20 protein-coding genes are annotated in these 21,383 nt (G+C 70.0%); 13 read left to right on the forward strand and 7 right to left on the reverse strand.

The window, feature by feature from the left end:
* The 7 genes from dacB to QR77_RS23120 form a co-directional block, all read left to right on the forward strand.
* The coding region (gene dacB / locus QR77_RS23090; RefSeq protein ID WP_040024031.1) for a D-alanyl-D-alanine carboxypeptidase/D-alanyl-D-alanine-endopeptidase at window positions 1-1,267 on the forward strand (1,267 nt) is incomplete at its 5' end.
* A gap of 96 nt (window positions 1,268-1,363) precedes the next feature.
* Window positions 1,364-2,494, forward strand: coding sequence for a zinc-dependent metalloprotease (locus tag QR77_RS23095; RefSeq protein WP_040024032.1), 1,131 nt, complete (start codon window positions 1,364-1,366; stop codon window positions 2,492-2,494).
* Between the two features lie 187 nt (window positions 2,495-2,681).
* A complete protein-coding gene (gene tilS / locus QR77_RS23100; RefSeq protein ID WP_040024033.1) occupies window positions 2,682-3,764 on the forward strand; it encodes a tRNA lysidine(34) synthetase TilS in 1,083 nt (360 codons plus the stop codon).
* 82 nt (window positions 3,765-3,846) lie between these two features.
* Window positions 3,847-4,401 carry a hypoxanthine phosphoribosyltransferase gene (hpt, locus tag QR77_RS23105; RefSeq protein WP_040024034.1) on the forward strand — a complete coding sequence of 185 codons (555 nt, stop codon included), beginning with the start codon at window positions 3,847-3,849 and terminating at the stop codon, window positions 4,399-4,401.
* A gap of 174 nt (window positions 4,402-4,575) precedes the next feature.
* On the forward strand, window positions 4,576-6,603 hold the full coding sequence (gene ftsH / locus QR77_RS23110) for an ATP-dependent zinc metalloprotease FtsH (protein WP_040024035.1): 2,028 nt from the start codon (window positions 4,576-4,578) through the stop codon (window positions 6,601-6,603).
* 134 nt (window positions 6,604-6,737) lie between these two features.
* On the forward strand, window positions 6,738-7,343 hold the full coding sequence (gene folE / locus QR77_RS23115; protein WP_040024036.1) for a GTP cyclohydrolase I FolE: 606 nt from the start codon (window positions 6,738-6,740) through the stop codon (window positions 7,341-7,343).
* Window positions 7,344-7,485: 142 nt separating this feature from the next.
* Complete coding sequence (locus tag QR77_RS23120) at window positions 7,486-8,502, forward strand: aldo/keto reductase (RefSeq protein ID WP_040024037.1); 1,017 nt, start codon at window positions 7,486-7,488, stop codon at window positions 8,500-8,502.
* A 25-nt stretch (window positions 8,503-8,527) separates the two neighbouring features.
* Here the strand turns inward: QR77_RS23120 and QR77_RS23125 are convergent, their stop codons facing one another.
* The 5 genes from QR77_RS23125 to folP form a co-directional block, all read right to left on the reverse strand.
* Window positions 8,528-9,019: a DUF3180 domain-containing protein gene (locus tag QR77_RS23125; RefSeq protein ID WP_040024038.1), complete on the reverse strand. Its 492-nt coding sequence runs from the start codon at window positions 9,017-9,019 to the stop codon at window positions 8,528-8,530.
* Between the two features lie 106 nt (window positions 9,020-9,125).
* Window positions 9,126-9,737 (reverse strand): 2-amino-4-hydroxy-6-hydroxymethyldihydropteridine diphosphokinase, encoded by a 612-nt coding sequence (folK, locus tag QR77_RS23130; RefSeq protein ID WP_040024039.1) that lies wholly within the window; start codon window positions 9,735-9,737, stop codon window positions 9,126-9,128.
* Window positions 9,734-10,093: a dihydroneopterin aldolase gene (folB, locus tag QR77_RS23135; protein WP_040024044.1), complete on the reverse strand. Its 360-nt coding sequence runs from the start codon at window positions 10,091-10,093 to the stop codon at window positions 9,734-9,736. Before folB ends, folK begins: the two co-directional genes overlap by 4 nt.
* A 189-nt stretch (window positions 10,094-10,282) precedes the next feature.
* A complete protein-coding gene (locus tag QR77_RS23140; protein ID WP_040024046.1) occupies window positions 10,283-10,756 on the reverse strand; it encodes a nuclear transport factor 2 family protein in 474 nt (157 codons plus the stop codon).
* Window positions 10,753-11,610 (reverse strand): dihydropteroate synthase, encoded by an 858-nt coding sequence (gene folP / locus QR77_RS23145; protein WP_040024047.1) that lies wholly within the window; start codon window positions 11,608-11,610, stop codon window positions 10,753-10,755. The genes QR77_RS23140 and folP overlap by 4 nt, the downstream gene beginning before the upstream one ends.
* A gap of 394 nt (window positions 11,611-12,004) precedes the next feature.
* Between folP and QR77_RS23150 the strand changes: the two genes are divergently transcribed.
* Window positions 12,005-13,498, forward strand: a complete 1,494-nt coding sequence (locus tag QR77_RS23150) for an alkaline phosphatase family protein (RefSeq protein WP_040024050.1) — start codon at window positions 12,005-12,007, stop codon at window positions 13,496-13,498.
* Between the two features lie 88 nt (window positions 13,499-13,586).
* Here QR77_RS23150 and QR77_RS23155 read toward each other — a convergent pair whose 3' ends face one another.
* Window positions 13,587-15,503, reverse strand: coding sequence for a phosphatidylglycerol lysyltransferase domain-containing protein (locus QR77_RS23155; protein ID WP_078877046.1), 1,917 nt, complete (start codon window positions 15,501-15,503; stop codon window positions 13,587-13,589).
* A gap of 167 nt (window positions 15,504-15,670) precedes the next feature.
* On the opposite strand from QR77_RS23155, the gene QR77_RS23160 reads away from it, so the two are divergent.
* Window positions 15,671-16,789: an alpha/beta hydrolase-fold protein gene (locus QR77_RS23160; RefSeq protein WP_040024055.1), complete on the forward strand. Its 1,119-nt coding sequence runs from the start codon at window positions 15,671-15,673 to the stop codon at window positions 16,787-16,789.
* Here the strand turns inward: QR77_RS23160 and QR77_RS23165 are convergent.
* Window positions 16,776-17,948, reverse strand: a complete 1,173-nt coding sequence (locus QR77_RS23165; protein ID WP_040024056.1) for a betaine/proline/choline family ABC transporter ATP-binding protein — start codon at window positions 17,946-17,948, stop codon at window positions 16,776-16,778. The two genes, QR77_RS23160 and QR77_RS23165, sit on opposite strands and share 14 nt — an antisense overlap.
* Before the next feature lie 151 nt (window positions 17,949-18,099).
* On the opposite strand from QR77_RS23165, the gene QR77_RS23170 reads away from it, so the two are divergent.
* From QR77_RS23170 to QR77_RS23185, 4 genes are all read left to right on the forward strand, one after another.
* On the forward strand, window positions 18,100-18,786 hold the full coding sequence (locus QR77_RS23170; protein WP_040024057.1) for an ABC transporter permease: 687 nt from the start codon (window positions 18,100-18,102) through the stop codon (window positions 18,784-18,786).
* 3 nt (window positions 18,787-18,789) lie between these two features.
* On the forward strand, window positions 18,790-19,539 hold the full coding sequence (locus QR77_RS23175; protein ID WP_078877048.1) for an ABC transporter permease: 750 nt from the start codon (window positions 18,790-18,792) through the stop codon (window positions 19,537-19,539).
* A 37-nt stretch (window positions 19,540-19,576) separates the two neighbouring features.
* Window positions 19,577-20,557, forward strand: coding sequence for an ABC transporter substrate-binding protein (locus tag QR77_RS23180; RefSeq protein WP_040024060.1), 981 nt, complete (start codon window positions 19,577-19,579; stop codon window positions 20,555-20,557).
* A 152-nt stretch (window positions 20,558-20,709) separates the two neighbouring features.
* A partial coding sequence (locus tag QR77_RS23185) for a hypothetical protein (RefSeq protein WP_173476341.1) occupies window positions 20,710-21,383 on the forward strand: 674 nt, incomplete at its 3' end.

The following is a 21,383-nucleotide window of genomic DNA, read 5'->3' on the forward strand; positions in this document are numbered from 1 at the left end:
GCGGGCGCCCGCGCCCGCCCCCAGCGCGCCCGAGGTGCTGGCCCCGCTCGGGGCGTCGGACGGCGCCTCGGACCACGACGCGTCCGCGACAGCGGGCACCTCCTCCGCCGCACCGGCGAACGCGGCCCCCGACCTCTCGAAGGTCCTGCGGCCGCTGCTGGACGACCCCGCGCTCGGCAAGGCCCGTACGGCGGCCGTCATCGACGTCGCGACCGGCAAGCAGCTCTACGGCAGGGACGCCGGCCGGCCGATGACCCCCGCCTCCACCGTGAAGCTCGCGACGATGACCGCGGCGCTCTCCGCGCTCGGCCCCGACCACCGCATCGCCACGACCGTCCTGGCGACGCCCGACGGGCGCCGGCTCACCCTCCTCGGCGGCGGGGACGCCACCCTCGACACGAAGCGGCTCACCGCCCTGGCCGACAGCACCGCCAAGGCCCTGCGCGGGCGCCACGTCACCTCCGTACACGTCGGATACGACGTCTCCCTCTACACCGGGCCCCGCGAGCACCCCATCGGCCCCAACGACAACATCGCCCCCGTCGTCGCGCTCATGACCGACGAGGGCCGGCTCGACCACTCCACCTCCGGGCCGGCGCCGCGCAGCGGGGACCCGGCGGGCGACACCACGGAGGACTTCGCCGGGCTGCTGCGCCACCGGGGCATCCGGGTCACGGGCGCGCAGGGGCCCGAGCGGGCCGCGGAGAGCGCGAAGGCGCTGACCAGGACGTACTCCGCCCCCCTCTCCGACCTGGTCGAGCGCGCCCTGACGGAGAGCGACAACGACATCGCCGAGTCGCTGGCCCGCCAGACGGCCGTGGCCGAGCACCGGCCCGTCAGCTTCGCGGGCGCCGGGCAGGCGGTGCGCCAGGAGCTGACCGAGCTGAAACTGCCGCTCTCCGGCACACGCTTCGCCGACGGCAGCGGACTCAACCGCCAGGACAGGGCCAGCGCCTCGCTGCTCGCCTCCCTGCTCACCCGGGCGGCCGACCGGGACCACCCGGAGCTGCGCCCGATCCTCACCGGGCTGCCCGTCGCCGGATTCACCGGCACCCTGGAGAGCCGGTACGCGGATTCCGCACCGGCCGCCGGGCTCGTACGGGCCAAGACCGGCACCCTCACCGGGGTTAACACCCTCGCGGGCACGGTCGTCGACGGCAGGGGGCGGCTGCTCGCCTTCGCCTTCATGGCGAGCGGCACACCGGCCCCCGACCCGGCGCAGAAGGCCCTGGACCGGCTCTCCGGCGCGCTGCTGCCCGTCCCCTAGGGGAGAAGGGGGAAGGGACCCCAGGGGAGGGCCCGGGGAAAGAACCGGGCCACCGACACCTCACCGCACCGGGGGCCGAGCACGTACGGTTGACGCATGACGAGCATCAGTGGTGCCGAGATGGTCGACTGGAATCTCGCGGTGGCTACCGCGACCCGCCTTGTGCGGCCGGGTCCGGAAGTGAGCCGCGAAGAGGCGCGTGAGATCGTCGCCGAACTGCGACGGCACGCGAAGGCCGCCGAGGAGCATGTGCGCGCCTACACGCAGATGATCCCCGAGGGACATGAGCCACCGGACACCCCGGTCATGGTCGTCGACCGGCCCGGCTGGGTGAAGGCGAACGTCGCGGGGTTCCGCGAGCTGCTGAAGCCCCTCCTCGAAAAGGTGAACGAACGCCGCGTCGCCAGTCCCGGCGGCGCCGTCTTCGGCGCGGTCGGCGGCAAGGTGACCGGCGTCGAGCTGGGCATGCTGCTGTCGTTCCTGTCGTCCAGGGTCCTCGGCCAGTACGAGACCTTCGCCCCCGCCGCCCGCGACCTCCCGGCGGGCGAGAACGGCGGCGGCAGGCTGCTCCTCGTCGCGCCCAACATCGTCCATGTCGAGCGGGAACTCGACGTGGATCCGCACGACTTCAGGCTCTGGGTCACCCTCCACGAGGAGACGCACCGCACCCAGTTCACCGGTGTGCCCTGGCTGCGCGACCACCTTCAGGGTGAGATCCAGTCATTCCTGAACGAGACCGACGTCGACCCGATGACCATCCTCGAACGCCTGCGGGAGGCCGCCCAGTCGCTCACCGGCAGTCGTCCCGAAGGCGAACAGGAGGACGAGAGCCGGAGCATCGTCGAACTCGTGCAGACCCCCGGCCAGCGCGAGGTGCTCAGCAGGCTCACCGCCGTGATGTCCCTCCTCGAAGGCCACGCCGACTACGTGATGGACGGTGTCGGGCCGCAGGTCGTGCCGTCCGTCGGCGAGATCAGGGAGAAGTTCCAGCAGCGCAGGGCCAGTGGGGCCGGTCGCCTGGACGTGGCGCTGCGCAAGCTCCTGGGGCTCGACGCCAAGCTGCGCCAGTACCGCGACGGGGAGCGGTTCGTACGCGCGGTGGTCAACGAGGTCGGCATGGACGGCTTCAACCGCGTGTGGACCTCTCCGAACACCCTTCCGACCAAGTCGGAGATCGCCAAACCGGCGGATTGGGTCGCGCGGGTGCACCGTAAGTCAGATTCCTGAACCCACTCCGCCCGATGGCAGAAGAACGCCACAGTTATCACCCATCCGAGGGACCGTGGGTGATGGGTAGGCGTGCGATGCTCGGGGAACGACCCGCTTCTGTCACCATCGACGCACTCTCAGTGACTGAGCCGGTTGTCACTCCGACCGAGGCACCCCCCGAAAAACATCACGAAGGGCACCGGATATGGGTCCCCATCCTGCGGTCGCGGCGATACGCCTGGCGGTCCGCCGCGTACTCCACGACATCCTGACCGAACTCCCCGCCGACCCCGCGCATTCCGCGCAGCCCGCGCACGCTCCCGGCCGCTCCGGCCCTTCCCGCAACTCCCGCGGTTCCCGCACCACGACGGGCGAACAGCCCCTGGTGCTCGTCGCCTGCTCCGGCGGCGCCGACTCCATGGCCCTCGCCTCAGCCCTCGCCTTCGAGGCCCCCAAACTCTCCGTCAGGGCCGGTGCCGTGACCGTCGACCACGGCCTCCAGACCGGTTCCGAACTCCGCGCGGCCGAGGTCGTCTCCCGGCTCGACGCCATGCTGCTCGGCCCCGTCGAAGCGGTCGCCGTGAGCGTCGGCCGTGACGGCGGCCCCGAAGCGGCCGCCCGTGACGCCCGTTACGCGGCGCTGGACGCGGCGGCCGAGCGCCACGGCGCCGCCGCCGTCCTCCTCGGACACACCCGCGACGACCAGGCGGAGACCGTACTGCTGGGCCTGGCCCGCGGTTCCGGCACCCGCTCCCTCTCCGGTATGGCGGCCGTCTCGGGGGCGGCCGGCCGGTACCGCCGCCCCTTCCTCCAACTCGACCGGCAGACCGCCCGCAAGGCCTGCCTGGTCCAGTCGATCCCCGTCTGGGACGACCCGCACAACACCGACCCCGCCTACACCCGCTCACGGCTGCGCCACGAGGGCCTGCCCGCGCTGGAGAAGGCGCTCGGCAAGGGCGTCGTCGAGGCCCTGGCCCGTACGGCACAGCTCTCCCGCGACGACGCCGACGCCCTGGACGCGTGGGCCGCCCGGGTGGACAGCTCCGTACGGGACGGCGCCGGGCAGTTGGAGTGCGCGAAGCTGTACGCGCTGCCGTCCGCCGTACGGCGCCGGGTGCTGCGTACGGCGGTCATCACCGCGGGCGCCCCCGCGGGCTCGCTCTTCGCCCGGCACATCGAAGAGGTGGACCGGCTGATCACGGGCTGGCGCGGGCAGGGAGGCATCAACCTGCCCGGCCGCGTCGAGGCCCGGCGGCAGGGTGGCAGACTGGTCATCCGGCAGGGCTGAAGTGCTGGGACGTGTCCCAGGAGCTGCGGCTGTGTCTCCTGGGCCGAACCCCGGACCCCTGGCGGACAACGAAAGCGATGCGGTGGACGACAAGGACCTGGGCACCGACCTCCAGTCGGTGCTCATCACCAAGGAAGAGATCGACGCGAAACTGGCCGAGTTGGCCGCGAAGATCGATGCGGAGTACGCGGGCAAGGACCTGCTTCTCGTCGGGGTGCTCAAGGGCGCCGTGATGGTGATGGCGGACCTGGCGCGTGCCCTGTCCACCCCCGTGACGATGGACTGGATGGCGGTCTCCTCGTACGGGGCCGGCACCCAGTCCTCCGGTGTCGTCCGGATCCTCAAGGACCTGGACACCGACATCAAGGGCAAGCACGTCCTGATCGTCGAGGACATCATCGACTCGGGCCTGACGCTGTCCTGGCTGCTGTCGAACCTCGGTTCGCGTGAGCCCGCCTCGCTGGAGGTGTGCACTCTGCTGCGTAAGCCGGATGCCGCAAAGGTCGCGATCGACGTGAAGTGGATCGGCTTCGACATTCCAAATGAGTTCGTCGTCGGATACGGGCTGGATTACTCGGAGAAGTACCGCAACATGCCTTTTGTCGGCACACTGGCCCCGCACGTCTACGGCGGCTGAGCCGGCCGGGAACCCCTGCACCCCTCCCGCCGTTGGAGCATGGGAAGACGGGTTTGTCACCAGTCCCGTGCGGTCGCGGGTGACGATGCTGGGGTACCGTCCGAAGAACAGTCTTTTTCTCACAGCAGCATTTACCTACGGGCAGGAGGGACGGAGCGTCTTCGCTCCGTATGGATGGACGTGAAGCGATACTTCCGTGGGCCGGTCATGTGGATTGTGCTGGCCGTCCTCGCCGTGGTCGTGTTGATGCAGGTCGTCGGCTCTTCGGGCGGCTACAAGACGGTAGACACCGGCGAGGTCGTTCAGGCGATCAATCAGAACCATGTCACTCAGGCAAAGCTGACCACTGGTGACGAACAGATCATCAAGGTCGACCTCAAGAGCGGCCAGAAGGTCAAGGGCAGCGACAAGATCCAGGCCAGCTACATCGGCAACCAGGGCGTGGACCTGCAGAAGTCGTTGCAGGGCAAGTTCGACGCCGGGCAGATCAGCAAGGGCTACACGGTTTCCCCGTCGAAGCAGAGCCCGTTCGTTTCGGTGCTGTTCTCGCTGCTGCCCTTCGTGCTGATCGTCGTGGTCTTCCTGTTCCTGATGAACCAGATGCAGGGCGGCGGCTCCCGCGTCATGCAGTTCGGGAAGTCCAAGGCCAAGCTCATCACCAAGGACACCCCGAAGACGACCTTCGCCGATGTGGCGGGGTCCGACGAGGCCGTCGAGGAACTCCACGAGATCAAGGAGTTCCTCCAGGAGCCGGCGAAGTTCCAGGCGGTCGGCGCCAAGATCCCGAAGGGTGTGCTGCTGTACGGCCCGCCCGGTACGGGTAAGACGCTGCTCGCCCGTGCGGTCGCCGGTGAGGCCGGCGTGCCGTTCTACTCGATCTCGGGTTCCGACTTCGTCGAGATGTTCGTCGGTGTCGGTGCCTCCCGGGTACGTGACCTCTTCGAGCAGGCCAAGGCGAACGCCCCGGCGATCGTCTTCGTCGACGAGATCGACGCCGTCGGCCGGCACCGTGGTGCGGGTCTCGGCGGTGGACACGACGAGCGCGAGCAGACGCTGAACCAGCTCCTTGTCGAGATGGACGGCTTCGACGTGAAGGGCGGCGTCATTCTGATCGCCGCCACGAACCGGCCCGACATCCTCGACCCGGCGCTGCTGCGTCCCGGTCGTTTCGACCGCCAGATCGCGGTCGACCGCCCGGACATGCAGGGCCGTCTGGAGATCCTCAAGGTCCACCAGAAGGGGAAGCCGGTCGCACCGGACGTCGACCTGGGCGCCGTTGCCCGTCGTACGCCCGGCTTCACCGGCGCCGACCTGGCGAACGTGCTGAACGAAGCGGCGCTCCTCACGGCGCGCGGCGACAGGAAGCTCGTCGACAACGAGGCGCTGGACGAGGCGATCGACCGTGTGGTGGCGGGCCCGCAGAAGCGGACCCGGATCATGTCCGAGAAGGAAAAGAAGATCACCGCCTATCACGAGGGCGGCCACGCCCTGGTGGCGGCGGCATCTCCGAACTCCGACCCGGTGCACAAGATCACCATCCTGTCCCGCGGCCGGGCCCTGGGTTACACCATGGTCCTGCCCGACGAGGACAAGTACTCCACGACGCGCAACGAGATGCTGGACCAGCTTGCCTACATGATGGGCGGGCGCGCTGCCGAGGAGCTGGTCTTCCACGACCCGACCACCGGCGCGGCCAACGACATCGAGAAGGCGAGCGCGACGGCCCGGGCCATGGTCACGCAGTACGGCATGACCGAGCGGCTCGGCGCGATCAAGTTCGGTGGCGACAACACCGAGCCCTTCGTGGGCCGTGAGATGGGTCACCAGCGCGACTACTCGGAAGAGGTCGCCGCGCTGGTCGACGAAGAAGTGAAGAAGCTCATCGAGACAGCGCACAACGAGGCCTGGGAGATCCTCGTCGAGAACCGCGACGTTCTCGACAACCTGGTGCTTCAGCTTCTCGAGAAGGAGACACTCAACAAGGAGCAGATCGCCGAGGTCTTCTCGTCGCTCGTGAAGCGTCCGGCCCGCCCGGCGTGGACCGGTTCGTCGCGGCGTACCCCCTCGACGAGGCCTCCGGTGCTCTCCCCGAAAGAGCTGGCTCTGACGAACGGCGCCTCCGGTACCAACGGCGGTCTGACCGCCGGGACGACCGGTGAGACGCCGACCGAGGCGATCCCCGAGGACCGCCCCGAGAGCTGATCCGGTGGGCTGCCCGTAGCCGGTCCGGGCGGGCCGCCCATCCCGGAATGGATGCCGCGTTCCCCAGGTTTTAGCCTGTGGGGGCGCGGCATTCGTATGCGCGCTCGATGGACAGTCACAGGAACGAGGCACAGATGACGGACCCGGTGACGCTGATCGGCGAGGGCCCGATCGGTGAATTCGACGAGAAGCGGGCCGAGAACGCCGTACGGGAACTGCTGATCGCGGTCGGCGAGGACCCGGACCGGGAAGGCTTGCGGGAGACGCCGGGGCGGGTGGCCCGGGCGTACAAGGAGATATTTGCCGGCCTCTGGCAGAACGCCGAGGACGTCCTGACGACGACCTTCGACCTCGGCCACGACGAGATGGTCCTCGTGAAGGACATCGAAGTCTTCTCCACCTGTGAACATCACCTCGTCCCCTTCCACGGCGTGGCGCACGTCGGCTACATCCCGTCGTCCAACGGCAAGATCACCGGCTTGTCCAAGCTGGCCCGCCTGGTGGATGTCTACGCCCGCCGCCCCCAGGTCCAGGAGCGGCTGACGACGCAGATCGCCGAGTCGGTGATGGAGATACTGGATCCGCGCGGTGTGATCGTGGTCATCGAGTGCGAGCACATGTGCATGACGATGCGCGGGGTGCGGAAGCCGGGTGCGAAGACGATCACGTCGGCGGTGCGGGGACAGCTACGGGATCCGGCGACGCGGTCCGAGGCGATGAGCCTGATCATGGCGCGCTGACGGGCTTGATCCCCGTGGCCGCCGGCCGTAGTCGCCGGTCATAGCCGCTGGTTATGGAAGCGGGTATTGGACGCTCCCAGCACCCCCGGAGAAGACTGTGAAGCGTTCCTGATCACCGCTCGCTTCCGGGGGAAGTACTCATATGCCTGCCACATCCGCGTTGTCCGAGGCGCGACCGCTGCCTGTCCGGAGCCTCGGAGGTCTCGACGTGCCGGCCCTCGGGTTCGGCGCCATGGTGCTGTCGCCGGGGGTGTACGGGGAGGTCGACGACGCCCGGGGCGAGCGCGCACTGCGCGCCGCGCTCGACGCCGGCGCCACCTTCATCGACACGTCCGACGGCTATGGCGTCGACGGGCACAACGAGCGGCTCGTCGGGCGGGCGCTGCGCGGCCGGCGCGACGAGGTCGTGGTCGCGACGAAGTTCGGCTTCCGGCTGCCGGAAGGCGTCGAGCCCCATCCGTTCCCCGTCGGGTACGCCTTCGGGGAGCTGGCGGTCAACGCGGACCCCGCACACGTACGCGGCTACGCCGAGGCGTCCCTGCGCGAGCTGGGCACGGACCGTATCGACCTGTACTACCCGCACTATCCCGACCCGCGGGTCCCGTTCACGGACACGGTCGGCGCGGTCGCCGAGCTGATCAAGGCGGGTACGGTACGCCACCTCGGCCTCTCCAACGTGACGGCCGCCCAACTCCGCGCCGCGCACGCGGTGCACCCGGTGGCCGCCGTACAGGTCGAGTGGTCGATGTGGCGCCCCGTCGAGCCCGGCCTCCTCGCGGCGGCCCGGGAGCTGGGCGTGGGCATCGTCCCGTGGTCGCCGCTCGGGAACGGCTTCCTGACCGGGACGGTCAACGCGCTGGAGGACGGCGACTTCCGCCACAACGCACCGCGCTTCGACGCGGCCAACCTCAAGTCGAACAACGACCGTTACGCCCCGATCCGCGCGATCGCCGCGGAGCTGGACATCACCCCGGCCCAACTCGCCCTGGCCTGGCTGCTGCACCAGGACGAGCACACGGTCCCGATCCCGGGCAGCCGTACCCCCGCCCACATCGAGGAGAACCTGCTGGCCGCGCGGGTGAAGCTGGACGAGGAGGTAGCGACCCGCCTGGACGCGGCCCTGTCCGAGGCGAAGGTCGAGGGCGGCACGCTGCTGTAACGCCCGCTGTTCGCCAGCGTGCCCGTCAGGCGCGGGAGGCGCCGCCGTTGTGGTGGTTCTTGTCCGAGTCGTCGGGGAGTTTGCAGACGCGCTCCAGGAAGAACGCCGCCGCGATCACCGCGATGCCCGTCACCACCGCGAAGCCGGCGTAGATCACCTGGTCGCGGCGGGCCGGGACGTCGAGGGACGAGAGCAGGTAGACGCCCGTGCCGCCGTACATGCCCGAGACCAGGGCCGCCACCAGGGCGCTGGCCTGGCCGAAGACCACCGCGCGGGCCGCCATCAGCGGGTCCACGCCCTTCGCCTCCGAGCGGCGCTCGCGCTGGGCGCGCAGCCGGCTGCGCAGCGAGAGCGCCGTGGCCAGCAGGACGGCGGCGATCACCGCGAGCACGATCGGGGCGGCCAGCGGCACGCTCGGCAGGGTGCCCACCGAGTCCCAGAGGCGGGCGCCGCCCCAGGAGAGCACCCCGGCCACCACGAACAGGCCGAACAGGACTCCGATCCGCAACTGCTTCACCTAAAAAGCCGCCCTTCGCCTCGCTGGTCCACCCGCTGTCCGTCCGTGCTGTCCGGCCGTCCGTGCCGGCCGTCCGTCCGGGACGGACGGCCACTGAGCCTAACGACTAATCGGGCAGGCGGAGTTCCAGGTCGACGCGCCGGCGCACGCCCTCCAGACCGACCTCGGCCAGCAGGTCGGTCACCGGGCCCCGCCCCGGCACCCGGGCCTCCGGGTCCACGTCGTGCCACGGCACGAGGACAAAGGCGCGCTGGTGGGCGCGGGGGTGCGGGAGGGTGAGCAGCGGGTCGTCGGAGACGACGTCCGCGTACGCCAGGATGTCCACGTCTATGGTGCGCGGACCCCAGCGCTCCTCATGGACGCGGTCGAACGCCTCTTCGATTGCCTGGCCGCGCTCCAGCAGGGAACTCGGCGGCAGAGTTGTCTTGATCACGACCACCGCGTTGAAGTACGACGGCTGCGAGCCCGCCTCGACGCCCCAGGGCTCCGTCTCGTACACCGGGGAGACCGCCTTGACCCGCAGGCCCGGCGTGTCCTCCAGGGCGTCGATCGCCCCCTGGAGCGTCTCCAGGCGGTTGCCCAGATTCGAGCCGAGGGCGATCACGGCGCGTTTGGGGTTGGACAGCGTGACATCCGCCGCGTCGACCTGCGCCACCACGGAGGCGGGGACCGGCTGCACCGTCGGGTCGCTCTGCGCGTTCATTCGCGGCGTACTCATACTCGGCTCCGGGTGATGGTGATGGTCACATCGTCGAAGGGCACGGTGATCGGGGCGTCGGGTTTGTGCACGACCACCTCGACCTCCTGGACGCCGTCGTGTTTCAGGCACTGCTGGGCGATGCGCTCCGCCAGGGTCTCGATCAGATCGACCGGCTCGCCCTGGACCACCGCCACGGCCTCCTCGGCCACGATCCCGTAGTGCACCGTCTTCGCCAGGTCGTCGGCGGCCGCGGCCGCCCGGGTGTCGAGGCCGAGCACCAGATCGACGATGAAGGTCTGGCCCTCCTCGCGCTCCCGGGGGAAGACGCCATGGTGTCCACGGGCCTTGAGGCCGCGCAGCGCGACACGATCCACGCGAATCACTCCTGCTGTCGTTGGTCGTCAGGAGGCCCCACCGCGTGCGGGCGGTGCGGTCCCCTGATTCGAATCTACCTGCGGGCACTGACAGCACTTACCCGTGGGGCCATGGGCGAGCACCGTACGACTAGGTAGCCGCCCATACCCCGGAGCGCGCGGGCCAACCCATCGGTGCCTCCGGCCCGCTCAGGCGGAGGGTTCCTCGTCCTCTTCCTCATCGGTTTCGGCCAGTACCGGCGAACCGTGGTGCGACCAGAGCTTCCAGCCCTCGGACGTACGGCTGAACACATTGGTGGCGACGACGAGCTGCCCGACCAGCGGCCCCAGCTCGCCGCTCTCCTCGGCGGGCCCGCCGCTGAGGATGTTCTCCGTGCAGGTGACCACGGCGGTGTCGGCCCGTACGGACACCGCGACATCGGTCAGGAAGAACTGGATGTACTCGGTGTTGGCCATGATCAGGGCGTACGAGCGCAGCACCTCGCCACGCCCCGTGAGGACCGGCCACCCCGGGTGTACGCAGGAGACCCGCTCCTCGGGGTCGTCCAGCCAGAGCCCGGAGAGCGTGTCGAGATCGCCCTCCTCCATGGCCTCGTAGAACGTCGTGTTGGCCTGCGCGACCAGCTCGCTGTCCGTACGCGCGGCCTTGCGCCCCTCGCTCACAGGGCGGCCCCCTCGACCGCGCGTGCCACGCGTACGGCGTCGGCTGTCGCCCGTACCTCGTGGACCCGGACCGCCCACGCGCCCTGGAGTGCCGCGATCGCGGAGACCGCGGCCGTGGCCGCGTCGCGTTCGCGGGCGGGCGGCGGGGAGCCCTCGGCGGCCAGGATGTGGCCGAGGAACCGCTTGCGGGAGGCGGCGATGAGCAGCGGGCGGCCCAGCGCGCGCAGCTCGGTCTGGCGGGCGAGGAGGTCGAGGTCGTGCCCGGCCTGTTTGGCGAAGCCGAGGCCCGGATCGATGATCAGGCGCTCGGGGCTGATACCGCCGGCGACCACCGCGTCCATCCGTGCGCGCAGCTCGGCGACCACCTCGGCGACGACATCCGCGTAGACGGCGCGGCTGTTCATGTCCTCGCTGAAGCCGCGCCAGTGCATCACCACGAAGGGCACGTCGCAGGCGGCGACGACCGGGACCATGGCGGGGTCGGCGAGCCCGCCGCTGACGTCGTTGACGAGTACGGCGCCCACGGCGACGGCCTGCTCGGCGACCGAGGCGCGCATCGTGTCCACGGACACAGCGACCCCCTCGCTCGCGAGTCCCCGTACGACCGGTACGACGCGCCTGAGCTCCTCGTCCTCGTCGACGCGGGACGCTCCCGGTCTGGTCGATTCGCCGCCGACGTCGACCAGGTCGGCGCCCTCCGCCACAAGATCGAGGCCGCGCTTGACCGCGGCGGTGGTGTCGAACCACCGGCCGCCGTCGGAGAAGGAGTCGGGTGTCACATTGATGACCCCCATGACCGCGCAGCGGTCCCAGTCAGGCAGGCCGTGGACGGTGCCCCGTTCGCGCGTACTCATACGCCCACCCTAAGAGCTATCCGGTATCGGCGTTCCGGCTGATGCCGGTGCGCGGCCGTGTCGCGCCGCCCCGGGGGTCGGGAAACGGCGCCTGTACGGGGTGCGTACGGCGCCGGGGCCGGGCGGTTGCCGGGTGGGTGCGGGGATCGGTGGGCGCGGAGGGCGCCGTTCAACGGCGAACGCGCTGACGGACTTTCACTCGTACGGCATGTGGCCGACCGGGGCTGCCCGCCCCAACGCCCGGTGGCGCCCAGCAAACCGTTGCATATTACACCGATGTCTTCAGGGGAATTTCAGTCCATGTCCATTCGGGACGGAGGTGATCACCAACTTCCGGCGCCAGTGTTCACGCGCCCCCCGATATCGGCCGACCGCCGATGAGACAAGGACACTGATGAACGCCACCCCTGAAGCGAACAACGACCGGTCCGGGCTGACCCGGCGCAGACTTCTCGGTTCCGCTGCCACGGTCGGAGCCCTCGCGGCTGTCGACATGGCGCTGCCCGAGAACATCCGTAAGGCCGTCGCCGCGGGTCCCGCGCGGAACGGCAAGCTCTCGGACATCAAGCATGTGGTCCTGCTGATGCAGGAGAACCGCAGCTTCGACCACTACTTCGGCACGCTCTCCGGTGTACGGGGCTTCAGCGACCCGAAGGCCGTGAAGCTGCCCAACGGCGACTCCGTCTTCAAGCAGCCCGACCCGGACGGTGCGCAGGGCTACATGCTGCCGTACCACCTGGACAGCAAGACCACCTCCGCCCAGGCCATCCCCTCGACGAGCCACGCGTGGGAGGTGCAGCACGCCGCGTGGAACGGCGGCAAGATGGACAACTGGCTGCCCGCGCACCGCGCCGCCGACGGGGCCAACGGCCCGTACACGATGGGCTATTACAACCGGGCGGACATCCCGTTCCAGTTCGCGCTGGCCGAGTCGTTCACGCTGCTGGACAACTACCACTGCGGCGTGATGGGTCCGACGCACCCCAACCGCTACACGTGGATCACCGGCACGATCGACCCGGACGGCCTGGCCGGCGGGCCCGCGCTCGACAACAACGCCCCCAAGGGCACGTACTCGTGGACGACGTACCCCGAGCGGCTGCTCAAGGCCGGGGTCAGCTTCAAGTTCTACCACCAGCCCGGCAGCGTGACCGGGCTGGCGCCGATCCAGAACATGAAGCAGTACCAGGCGCTGACGCCCGACTCGGAGCTGTACCAGCGGACCATCGCGCCGTCGCCGATCGGTCAGTTCCAGTACGACGCGATGAACGACCAACTCCCCACCGTGAGCTGGATCATGCCTCCCAGCGGCTTCGACGAGCACCCGGCCAACCTGCCCGCCGCCGGTGCCCAGTTCGTGTCCAGCGTCGTGGACGCGATAGCCGCCAACCCCGAGGTGTGGGCCAAGACGGCCTTCATCCTGTCCTACGACGAGAACGACGGCATGTTCGACCATGTCGTCCCGCCGACCCCGAAGGCGGGCACGGCCGGCGAGTTCGTCACCAAGACGTCCCCGACCGGTGTCGACGGCGCGGGCCTCCCGGTCGGCCTCGGCTTCCGGGTGCCCTCGATCATCGTCTCGCCGTGGACGGTGGGCGGCTGGGTCAGCTCCGAAGTCTCCGACCACACCTCGCAGTTGCGCTTCCTCGAAGCCGTCACCGGTGTCAAGGAGCCCAACATCAGCAAGTGGCGCCGGAACAACACGGGCGACCTGACGTCGGCGTTCCGCTTCAACGACGCCAGCAGGAAGGCGCCTTCGCTGCCCGGCACCACCGGCCCGTACAACCTCGCCCAGTACGAGGTCGGCCAGCTTCCGAAGCCGTCGGTGCCGCCCGTGAACCAGTCGATGCCGCGCCAGGAGCCGGGCACCCGCCCGCACATCTCCTGACAGCGCACATCTCCTGACAGCGCACATCTCCTGACACCGCGTGACGCTCTGCGGCCCGTACGGTTCGCCTGCCGTACGGGCCACAGGCTCACGGGACGGCGGCGGGGGAGCGCTGAAGCGGTGCCGGCGACGGGTCGGGGCGGCGCAGCGGGCGCGGCAGCCGCGCCGTCACGAAGCCCTCGGCGCGCATCGCCGCGAAACCGATCCGGGGCAGGTCGCGGGTGGAGCGGAAGACCACGTAGCGCGGCTCCCAGCGCGGTCTGAACTTGGCGTTGAAGCGGTACAGCGACTCGATCTGGAACCACCGGGACAGGAACACCAGCAGCCCCCGCCACATCCGCAGGACCGGCCCCGCGCCCAGCCGCTCGCCGCGCGCGAGCGCCGAGCGGAACATCGCGAAGTTGAGCGAGACGCGCCGCACACCCAGGTCGGGGGCGGCCCGCAGCGCGGCGACGATCAGCAGCTCGTTCATGCCCGGGTCGGCGGTGCGGTCGCGGCGCATCAGGTCGAGGGAGATGCCGTCGGGGCCCCACGGGACGAAGTGCAGGACGGCCTTCAGGTCGCCGTACGGTCCGGAGGGGCGGGGCGCTCCGTGCGGGTCGGGCGCTTCACCCGTACCGTCCGGGCAGCCCGCCGCGTCCGGTGCCTGCCGCCGGTGCGCCGTCGCGATCACCGAGTCACCGTCCTCCGGGTCGCCGATCCTGCCGAGCGCCATGGAGAAGCCGCGCTCCGTCTCCGTACCGCGCCAGTCGTCGGCGGCCCCGCGTACGCGGTCGAGTTCGGCCTCGGAGAGGTCACGGACGCGCCGTACGCGGGTTTCGTAGCCCGCCCGCTCGATGCGCGTCACCATCTGGCGTACGTTCCGCATGGCGCGCCCGCCGAGGGAGAAATCCGGCACGTCCACCACCGCCTCGTCGCCGATCTCCAGCGCGTCGAGGCCGGTCTCGCGCGTCCAGACCTCGCCGCCGGTCTCGCTGCACCCCATCACCGCCGGGGTCCACGAGTGGGCCTTGGCCTCGTCCATGAAGCGTTCGATCGCGCCCGGCCACGCCTCCACATCGCCGATGGGGTCCCCGCTCGCGAGCATCACCCCGTTGACGACGCGGTAGCAGACGGCGGCCTTGCCGCTCGGCGAGAACACGACGCCCTTGTCGCGGCGGAGCGCGAAATGGCCGAGGGAGTCGCGCCGGCCGTGCCGTACGAGCAGGGCGCGCAGCTTCCGTTCGTCGTCCTCGGTGAGGCGGGCCACCGGGTGTTCCGGGCGGAACGCCAGATAGGCCGTGGTGAGGGCGGTGAGCAGGCCGAGGGTGCCGAGCGAGTAGTCGACGGTGTTGCCGGCCGAGCCCACATAGTTGACCGGACCCTCGCTGCCGACCAGGCCGTACAGCACGTGTTCCAGCCGGTCGGACAGCCCCGGGTCGCCGACCGTCCGGCGCGGGTGGGCGCTGACGACGACCAGACCGAGGCCGATGGATCCCGCGCCCATCACGACGAAGTTCGCCAGCGCCCTCCAGCGGCTGCGCGGGTCGGGCAGCGCGGCGAACTCGCCCCGCGAGCGCACCAGGACGGCCAGCAGCAGCAGCGAGAGCAGCGCGCCGATGACCGAGTGCCGGTAGCCGAACTGCGCCACGGCGCCCGCCGGGAGCAGCACCACGGCGGCCCGCCAGGCGCGGCGTTTGCGGCGTCTCAGGCCATGGGCGAGGAGCAGCAGCAGAACGCCCGCGCTCAGGGACAGCGCAGCGGCGAAGTAGCCGAGCGTGCCCGGCAGCACTTCGGCGACGGCGTGTATCCGGCTGTGCCGGAATCTCGGGAAGACTCCGGCCGCGATATCGATCAGCCCCAGGAAGGTGCAGGCCGCGCCGGTGAGGGAGGGGACGGACTCGGACCGGGGGCCGCGGAGCAGGCGGCGCGTCAGCCGTAGGCCACGGCTGTCCCGTATCCGCCGACGCCCGGGCGCCCGATCAGGAACCAATCGTGAATTGTCCCCATCTAGCGTCACAGATATCGCTTCCCATGGGTTTGCGAGAGGTTGTTTGCCCTGCGGTACACGTGTACGTGACTCCGACAGGTGCGATCTCTAGGACGGCTCAGGCGGGACGCGGGTTCATCGGAGCGAAGAAAAATCTCGGGGATCAGGGACTCGGGGATCAGGGAAGGGAAGTAGCCGTCACCATGGGGCTCACCAGCCGCAAAGTTCTCCTTCTGGCTGTTCTGGCGGCCGTGCTGCTGTTCGCGGTCACCGTCTGGGTGTGGCCGAGGCTGGCGCGGCGCGGCGTGCGCCCCGTACTCGGGCGCGTCGGCCTGCTGTTCGCGACGCAGCTCGCGCTCTTCGCCGCCGTCGGCCTCGCGGCGAACGACTCGTTCCTGTTCTACGGCTCGTGGGCGGACCTCTTCGGCCGGCAGCAGGATCCGGGGGTCGTCGTCGACCACGCGTCGGACACCGGGAGCGTCACGGTCGTCAGCACCCGGCGCACCTCGGTGCCGGCAGGCACCGGCCCCTCGGCGAGCGGCCGGATCGAGAAGGTGGTGATCGCGGGGCCGAGGTCGGGCATCGACAGCCCGGCGTACGTGTACCTGCCGCCCGAGTACTTCCAGCCGCGGTACGCGCACCGTACGTTCCCGGCCGCCGTGGTCCTGACGGGCTATCCGGGCACCGCCGAGAACCTGGTCAGCGGTCTCGACTTCCCCCGGACCGCCTGGCGGCAGGTCAGAGCGGGCCGGGCGCGGCCGATGATCCTGGTGATGCTGCGGCCCACCGTGGCGCCGCCGCGCGACACCGAGTGCGTGGACGTGCCGGGCGGTCCGCGGACCGAGACCTTCTTCGCCGAGGACGTGCCGAACGCGGTCGGCGGGACGTACCGGGTCGGGGCCGGGGCGCGGAGCTGGGGCTTCATCGGCGACTCGACCGGCGGCTACTGCGCGCTGAAGATCGCGTTGCACCATCCGGACCGGTACGCGGCGGGCGCGGGCCTCTCCGCGTACTACAAGGCCGCCGACGATCCGACGACCGGCGATCTCTTCCACGGCGACACGCGGCTGCGCGACCGCTCCGACCTGCTGTGGAGCCTGGACCACGGGCCGGCGCCGAAGACGTCGTTCCTGGTCACCAGCTCGAAGGAGGGCGAGGACAACCTCGGGGCGACGCGGGCGTTCATCGCCAAGGTCAGGGCGCCCGCACGCGTCTCCTCGATCATCCTCGACAGCGGCGGGCACAACTTCAACACCTGGCGCCGGGAGATCCCGGCGGCCCTGGAGTGGCTGAGCGGCAGGCTCGCCGTCAGCGGCCGATGAACTGGTTGACGGTCTCCAACTCCACTTCGGTACGGGGTACGGCCTGCGCGTCCGCGTCGATCGAGCGGCGCAGCGCCTCGTGCAGCCGGGCCGGGGTGAGGACGCCGAGGAACCGTCCGGCCGAGTCCTTGTCGATGACGGCGATCCAGCCCGCGTCGTGCTGGAGCATGGTGGCGAACGCCTGCTTGAGGGAGCCGCCGACCGGCAGCCACGCCTCCATACGGCGGGCGTGCTCGCGTACGGTGCCCGACTCCGAGGTCTGCTCGGTGGAGATCCAGCCGTGCAGGTTGTCGTCGGAGTCCAGGACGACGGCCCAGCGGGCGCCCTCCTTCGCGAGCTTCGCCGCGGCGCTCCTCAGCGGGTCGTCGAGGTGCACGACCGGCGGCTGCTCCAGGTCCCCTTCCTCGATCGGGGTGACGGAGAGGCGCTTGAGGCCCCGGTCGGCGCCCACGAAGTCGGCGACGTAGGGGGTGGCTGGGGTGCCGAGCACGGCGGCTGGGGCGTCGAACTGCTCGATCCTGCCCTGGCCGTAGACGGCGATACGGTCGCCGAGGCGGACGGCCTCCTCGATGTCGTGCGTGACGAAGAGCACAGTCTTGCGGACGGCGGCCTGGAGCCTGAGGAACTCGCTCTGGAGATGGTCGCGTACGACGGGGTCGACCGCGCCGAACGGCTCGTCCATCAGCAGGACCGGCGGATCGGCCGCCAGCGCCCTGGCCACACCGACCCGCTGCCGCTGGCCGCCGGAGAGCTGCTCGGGGTAGCGGTCGCCGTAGACGGACGGGTCGAGGCCCACCAGGTCGAGGAGTTCGGCGGCGCGGGCGCGGCCCTTGGCGCGTCCCCAGCCGAGGAGGTGGGGGACGGTCGCCGTGTTCTCCAGGATCGTCTTGTGCGGGAAGAGGCCGACCTGCTGGATGACATAGCCGATACGGCGGCGGAGTTGCACCGGATCGATGGCCGATATGTCGTCCCCGTCCAGGAATATCCGCCCTTCGGTGGGCTCGATGAGGCGGTTGACCATCTTCATGGTGGTGGTCTTGCCGCAGCCCGAAGGTCCGACGAGCGTGACCAGTTCGCCCTCGGAGACCTCGAAGGAGAGGTCGTCGACGGCGGTGGTGCCGTCCGGGTACCGCTTGGTGACGTTCTCGAATCGGATCATGATTCCTCATTGTGGGCGGTGATGTGTGAAGGCAATGTTGCTGGAATGTGGCGGGCTTCCGCGAGTGTCAGTGGTCGGGGATAGGGTCGCCAGACATAAGTGACACCCTGCGTGTCGCATGCGTTCCGGAAGACAGGGGAGGCGAGGGTGGATGAGCACACAAGGATGCCTGGCGGCGAACGACTGGATCTGCGGCGAATATCTCCGCTCTCGTAGCGGGGAGTTGATCGACGCCACGGTCCAGCATGTCTGGATCACCGCTGTGTCGGTCGTCATAGGCCTGCTGGTGGCCTTTCCGCTGGCGCTGCTGGCCCGGGGCAGGCCCGCCTTCGCGGCCCCCGTCCTCGGCCTGACGACCCTGCTCTACACCATTCCCTCGCTGGCGATGTTCTCACTGCTCCTGCCGTTCTTCGGACTCTCCGCCGGCCTGGTGATCACCGGTCTCGTGCTGTATTCGCTGACGATTCTCGTGCGGAACATCATGGTCGGTCTCGATTCCGTACCGGAAGAGGCGAGGGAAGCGGCGCGCGGAATGGGATACGGGTCGGGCCGGTTGCTGTGGGAGGTCGAGCTGCCGCTCGCACTGCCCGCGCTGATGGCGGGCCTTCGTATCGTCACCGTTTCGACCGTCGCGCTGACCACCGTCGGATCGATCGTGGGCCGTGGCGGGCTCGGCAATCTCATATCCGAGGCGGTACCGACCTTGTTCAAGGCGCAGGTGCTCACGGCGTCCGTGCTCTGTGTGCTGCTGGCGGTCGTCGCCGACCTGCTGCTCCTCGGAGTGCAGCGGCTGCTGACCCCCTGGACACGCATACGCGCGGCGAAGGCGGTGAGCTGATCCATGGGCGTTCTCGGAGAAGCCTGGACCTGGCTGGCCACCGGTTCCAACTGGCAGGGCGACAGCGGTGTGTGGAGCCGCCTCGGCGAGCATGTCGTCGTCAGCGGGATCTCGCTGCTGCTGGCCTGCGCGATTGCCCTGCCGATCGGGCTCTACCTCGGGCACCTGGGCAAGGGCGGGACCCTCGCGATCAACATCTCCAACGTGGGCAGGGCGGTCCCCGTCTTCGCCGTACTGGCGCTGTTCATGATCTCGCCGCTGCGCAACGCGGGCTCGGTGCCGACGATCATCGCGCTGGTGCTCTTCGCCGTGCCGCCGCTGCTGACCAACACGTACGTCGGCATGCGCGAGGTGGACGGCTCGGTCGTGGAGGCGGCCAGAGGGATGGGCATGTCGGGCGGCCAGCTCTTCGTACGGGTCGAGCTGCCCCTCGCGTACTCCATGATCATGGCCGGCCTCAGGTCCGCCGCCGTCCAGGTGGTGGCCACCGCCACCATCGCGGCGATGGTGGGCCAGGGAGGTCTCGGCCGGATCATCACCGCCGGCTTCAACACCTCCAACACGCCCCAGGTGGTCGCCGGCGCCGTCCTGGTGGCCGTGCTCGCGCTGCTCGTCGAAGGTGCGCTGGTGGTGCTGGACAAGCTGATCGACCCGGCGGCGACCCCGGCGGCGGCCGCCTCCGCCGCCTCTCCCGCCACACCCCCCGCAGGCGGGGCCGCGTCCGGCCGGACCGTGTCCCGCAAGACCGTGTGAACGACCGACCTACTCAGGCCTCTTGGAGCGAAACATCATGAGAAAGACCTCGCACATCGCGGGAGCGGTACTCGGCGTGGTGGCCCTGGCAGGGTCGCTCACCGCCTGCGGCGGAGACAGCCTGGAGAAGAGCAAGACCGACTCCTCGGGGTCGAGCGCCGGCTCGGGCAAGAAGGGCTCACTCGTCGTGGGCGCCGCCGGATTCACCGAGTCCAAGGTGCTGGCCGAGCTGTACGCCCAGATACTCGGCGGAGCCGGATACTCCACATCCGTCACCACGGTGGAGAACCGTGAGCTGTATGAACCCGCGCTGGAGAAGGGCGACATCGACGTCGTCCCCGAATACGCGGCGACCCTCACGGAATTCCTCAACGCCAAGGTGAACGGCTCGGCCAAGGCGCTGAAGAAGCCGCTCGCCTCAGCCGATGTCGCCGCGACCGTGGGTGAGTTGAAGAAGCTCGCCGAACCGCGCGGCCTCACGGTGCTGCCCGCCGGCAAGGCCGTCGACCAGAATGCCTTCGCCGTCACCAAGGAATTCGCGGCGAAGAACAAGCTCACCACCCTTTCCGACCTCGGAAAGTCGAAGATCAAGGTGAAGCTGGCCGCGGGCGACGAGTGCGCCGTACGGCCGTTCTGCGTGCCCGGTCTGAAGAAGACGTACGGCATCGATGTGGCGGGCCTCGACCCCAAGGGTGTGGGCACCCCGCAGTCCAAGCAGGCGGTCAAGGACGGCGTGGACCAGTTGGTCCTGTCCACCACCACCGACGGCACGCTCCCCAGCTACGGCCTCCTGGTGCTCCAGGACGACAAGAAGCTCCAGAACGCCGACAATCTGCTGCCCGTCGTCAACTCGAAGGACGCCGGTTCACCGGAGATCGCCGCCGCTCTCAACAAGCTCACCGATGTGCTGACGACGGACGATCTCGCGAAGCTGAACCTCAAGGTGGACGCCGACCGCGCCAAGCCCGCCGATGTGGCGAAGGAGTACCTGCAGTCCAAAGGTCTGGTCAAGAAGTAGCGGGTGACGGGGAGGCGATGGCGTAAACGGCGGCGGTGAGCGGAGGAATGCCCGGAGTTGGGTAGCGGAACGGCAACTGAATCGGCAACAGGCCGGGAAAGATTGTCCGACCGGTACCCCATTCACCCTCCACGCGCGGTAAATTTCGGGCCATGCCACGTGGACGCCACCGCCATTCGCCACCCCTCCACAAGATTCTGCCGCCGTCGGCGGTCGCCGGAGGTGCCGTTCTTTGCGCCGCCGGTGCCTGGCTGTTCGCGGATCCGGTGGTGCTCCGAGGTCTGATCGCGGCCACCGCGGCCGTCGCGATCACCGGTGCCGCTTTCATGCGGCACTGGGACCGCGACGCCGGCCGTCGCGTCGCCGACCTCACGCGCGGCAGGGAGAGCGACCGCTGGCAGACCGAGGAGCGGGTGGCCGAGCTGGAGGCTGACGTCGAGGAGTCGCGCGAGTTGCGCCTCAAGCTCGACGCCAAACTCCGCGCCAAGCGCATCGAGTTGGCCGGACTCCGGGGCGAACACGCGGCGCTGCTCCGGCGTTACGCCACGGCGGAGACCGAGCGCGCCAGCGCGCTGGAGGGCAGGCGTCAGCTCGCGCTCGAAGCCGCCGCCGAGCCGAGGGCGCTGCCCGCCGGAAGTACGCCCACGGACACCGCGTACGCCCGGGCGGCGCGCGCCCTGGACGACCTCACCCGCAACGCCGTGGCCCAGCAGGTGCGGCGCACCGTCGAGGCGGCCCGCGAGCGTGACATGGCCGAGCGCGCCGTGGAGACCGAGGAGCCGCACGGCAAGCACGCGGCGAACTCCGCCGGGGCCACGGCAGCGGC

The organism is Streptomyces sp. 150FB (assembly GCF_000818195.1).
Lineage (GTDB): Bacteria > Actinomycetota > Actinomycetes > Streptomycetales > Streptomycetaceae > Streptomyces.

Bases quoted from the DNA above. Each gene is read 5' to 3' on its own strand.
- QR77_RS23095 (WP_040024032.1), top strand. From the start codon at position 1,364: ATGACGAGCATCAGTGGTGCCGAGATGGTCGACTGGAATCTCGCGGTG.
- tilS (WP_040024033.1), top strand. From the start codon at position 2,682: ATGGGTCCCCATCCTGCGGTCGCGGCGATACGCCTGGCGGTCCGCCGC.
- ftsH (WP_040024035.1), top strand. From the start codon at position 4,576: ATGGACGTGAAGCGATACTTCCGTGGGCCGGTCATGTGGATTGTGCTG.
- folE (WP_040024036.1), top strand. From the start codon at position 6,738: ATGACGGACCCGGTGACGCTGATCGGCGAGGGCCCGATCGGTGAATTC.
- QR77_RS23120 (WP_040024037.1), top strand. From the start codon at position 7,486: ATGCCTGCCACATCCGCGTTGTCCGAGGCGCGACCGCTGCCTGTCCGG.
- folK (WP_040024039.1), bottom strand. From the start codon at position 9,737: ATGAGTACGCCGCGAATGAACGCGCAGAGCGACCCGACGGTGCAGCCG.
- folP (WP_040024047.1), bottom strand. From the start codon at position 11,610: ATGAGTACGCGCGAACGGGGCACCGTCCACGGCCTGCCTGACTGGGAC.
- QR77_RS23150 (WP_040024050.1), top strand. From the start codon at position 12,005: ATGAACGCCACCCCTGAAGCGAACAACGACCGGTCCGGGCTGACCCGG.
- QR77_RS23160 (WP_040024055.1), top strand. From the start codon at position 15,671: ATGGGGCTCACCAGCCGCAAAGTTCTCCTTCTGGCTGTTCTGGCGGCC.
- QR77_RS23165 (WP_040024056.1), bottom strand. From the start codon at position 17,948: ATGATCCGATTCGAGAACGTCACCAAGCGGTACCCGGACGGCACCACC.
- QR77_RS23170 (WP_040024057.1), top strand. From the start codon at position 18,100: ATGAGCACACAAGGATGCCTGGCGGCGAACGACTGGATCTGCGGCGAA.
- QR77_RS23175 (WP_078877048.1), top strand. From the start codon at position 18,790: ATGGGCGTTCTCGGAGAAGCCTGGACCTGGCTGGCCACCGGTTCCAAC.
- QR77_RS23180 (WP_040024060.1), top strand. From the start codon at position 19,577: ATGAGAAAGACCTCGCACATCGCGGGAGCGGTACTCGGCGTGGTGGCC.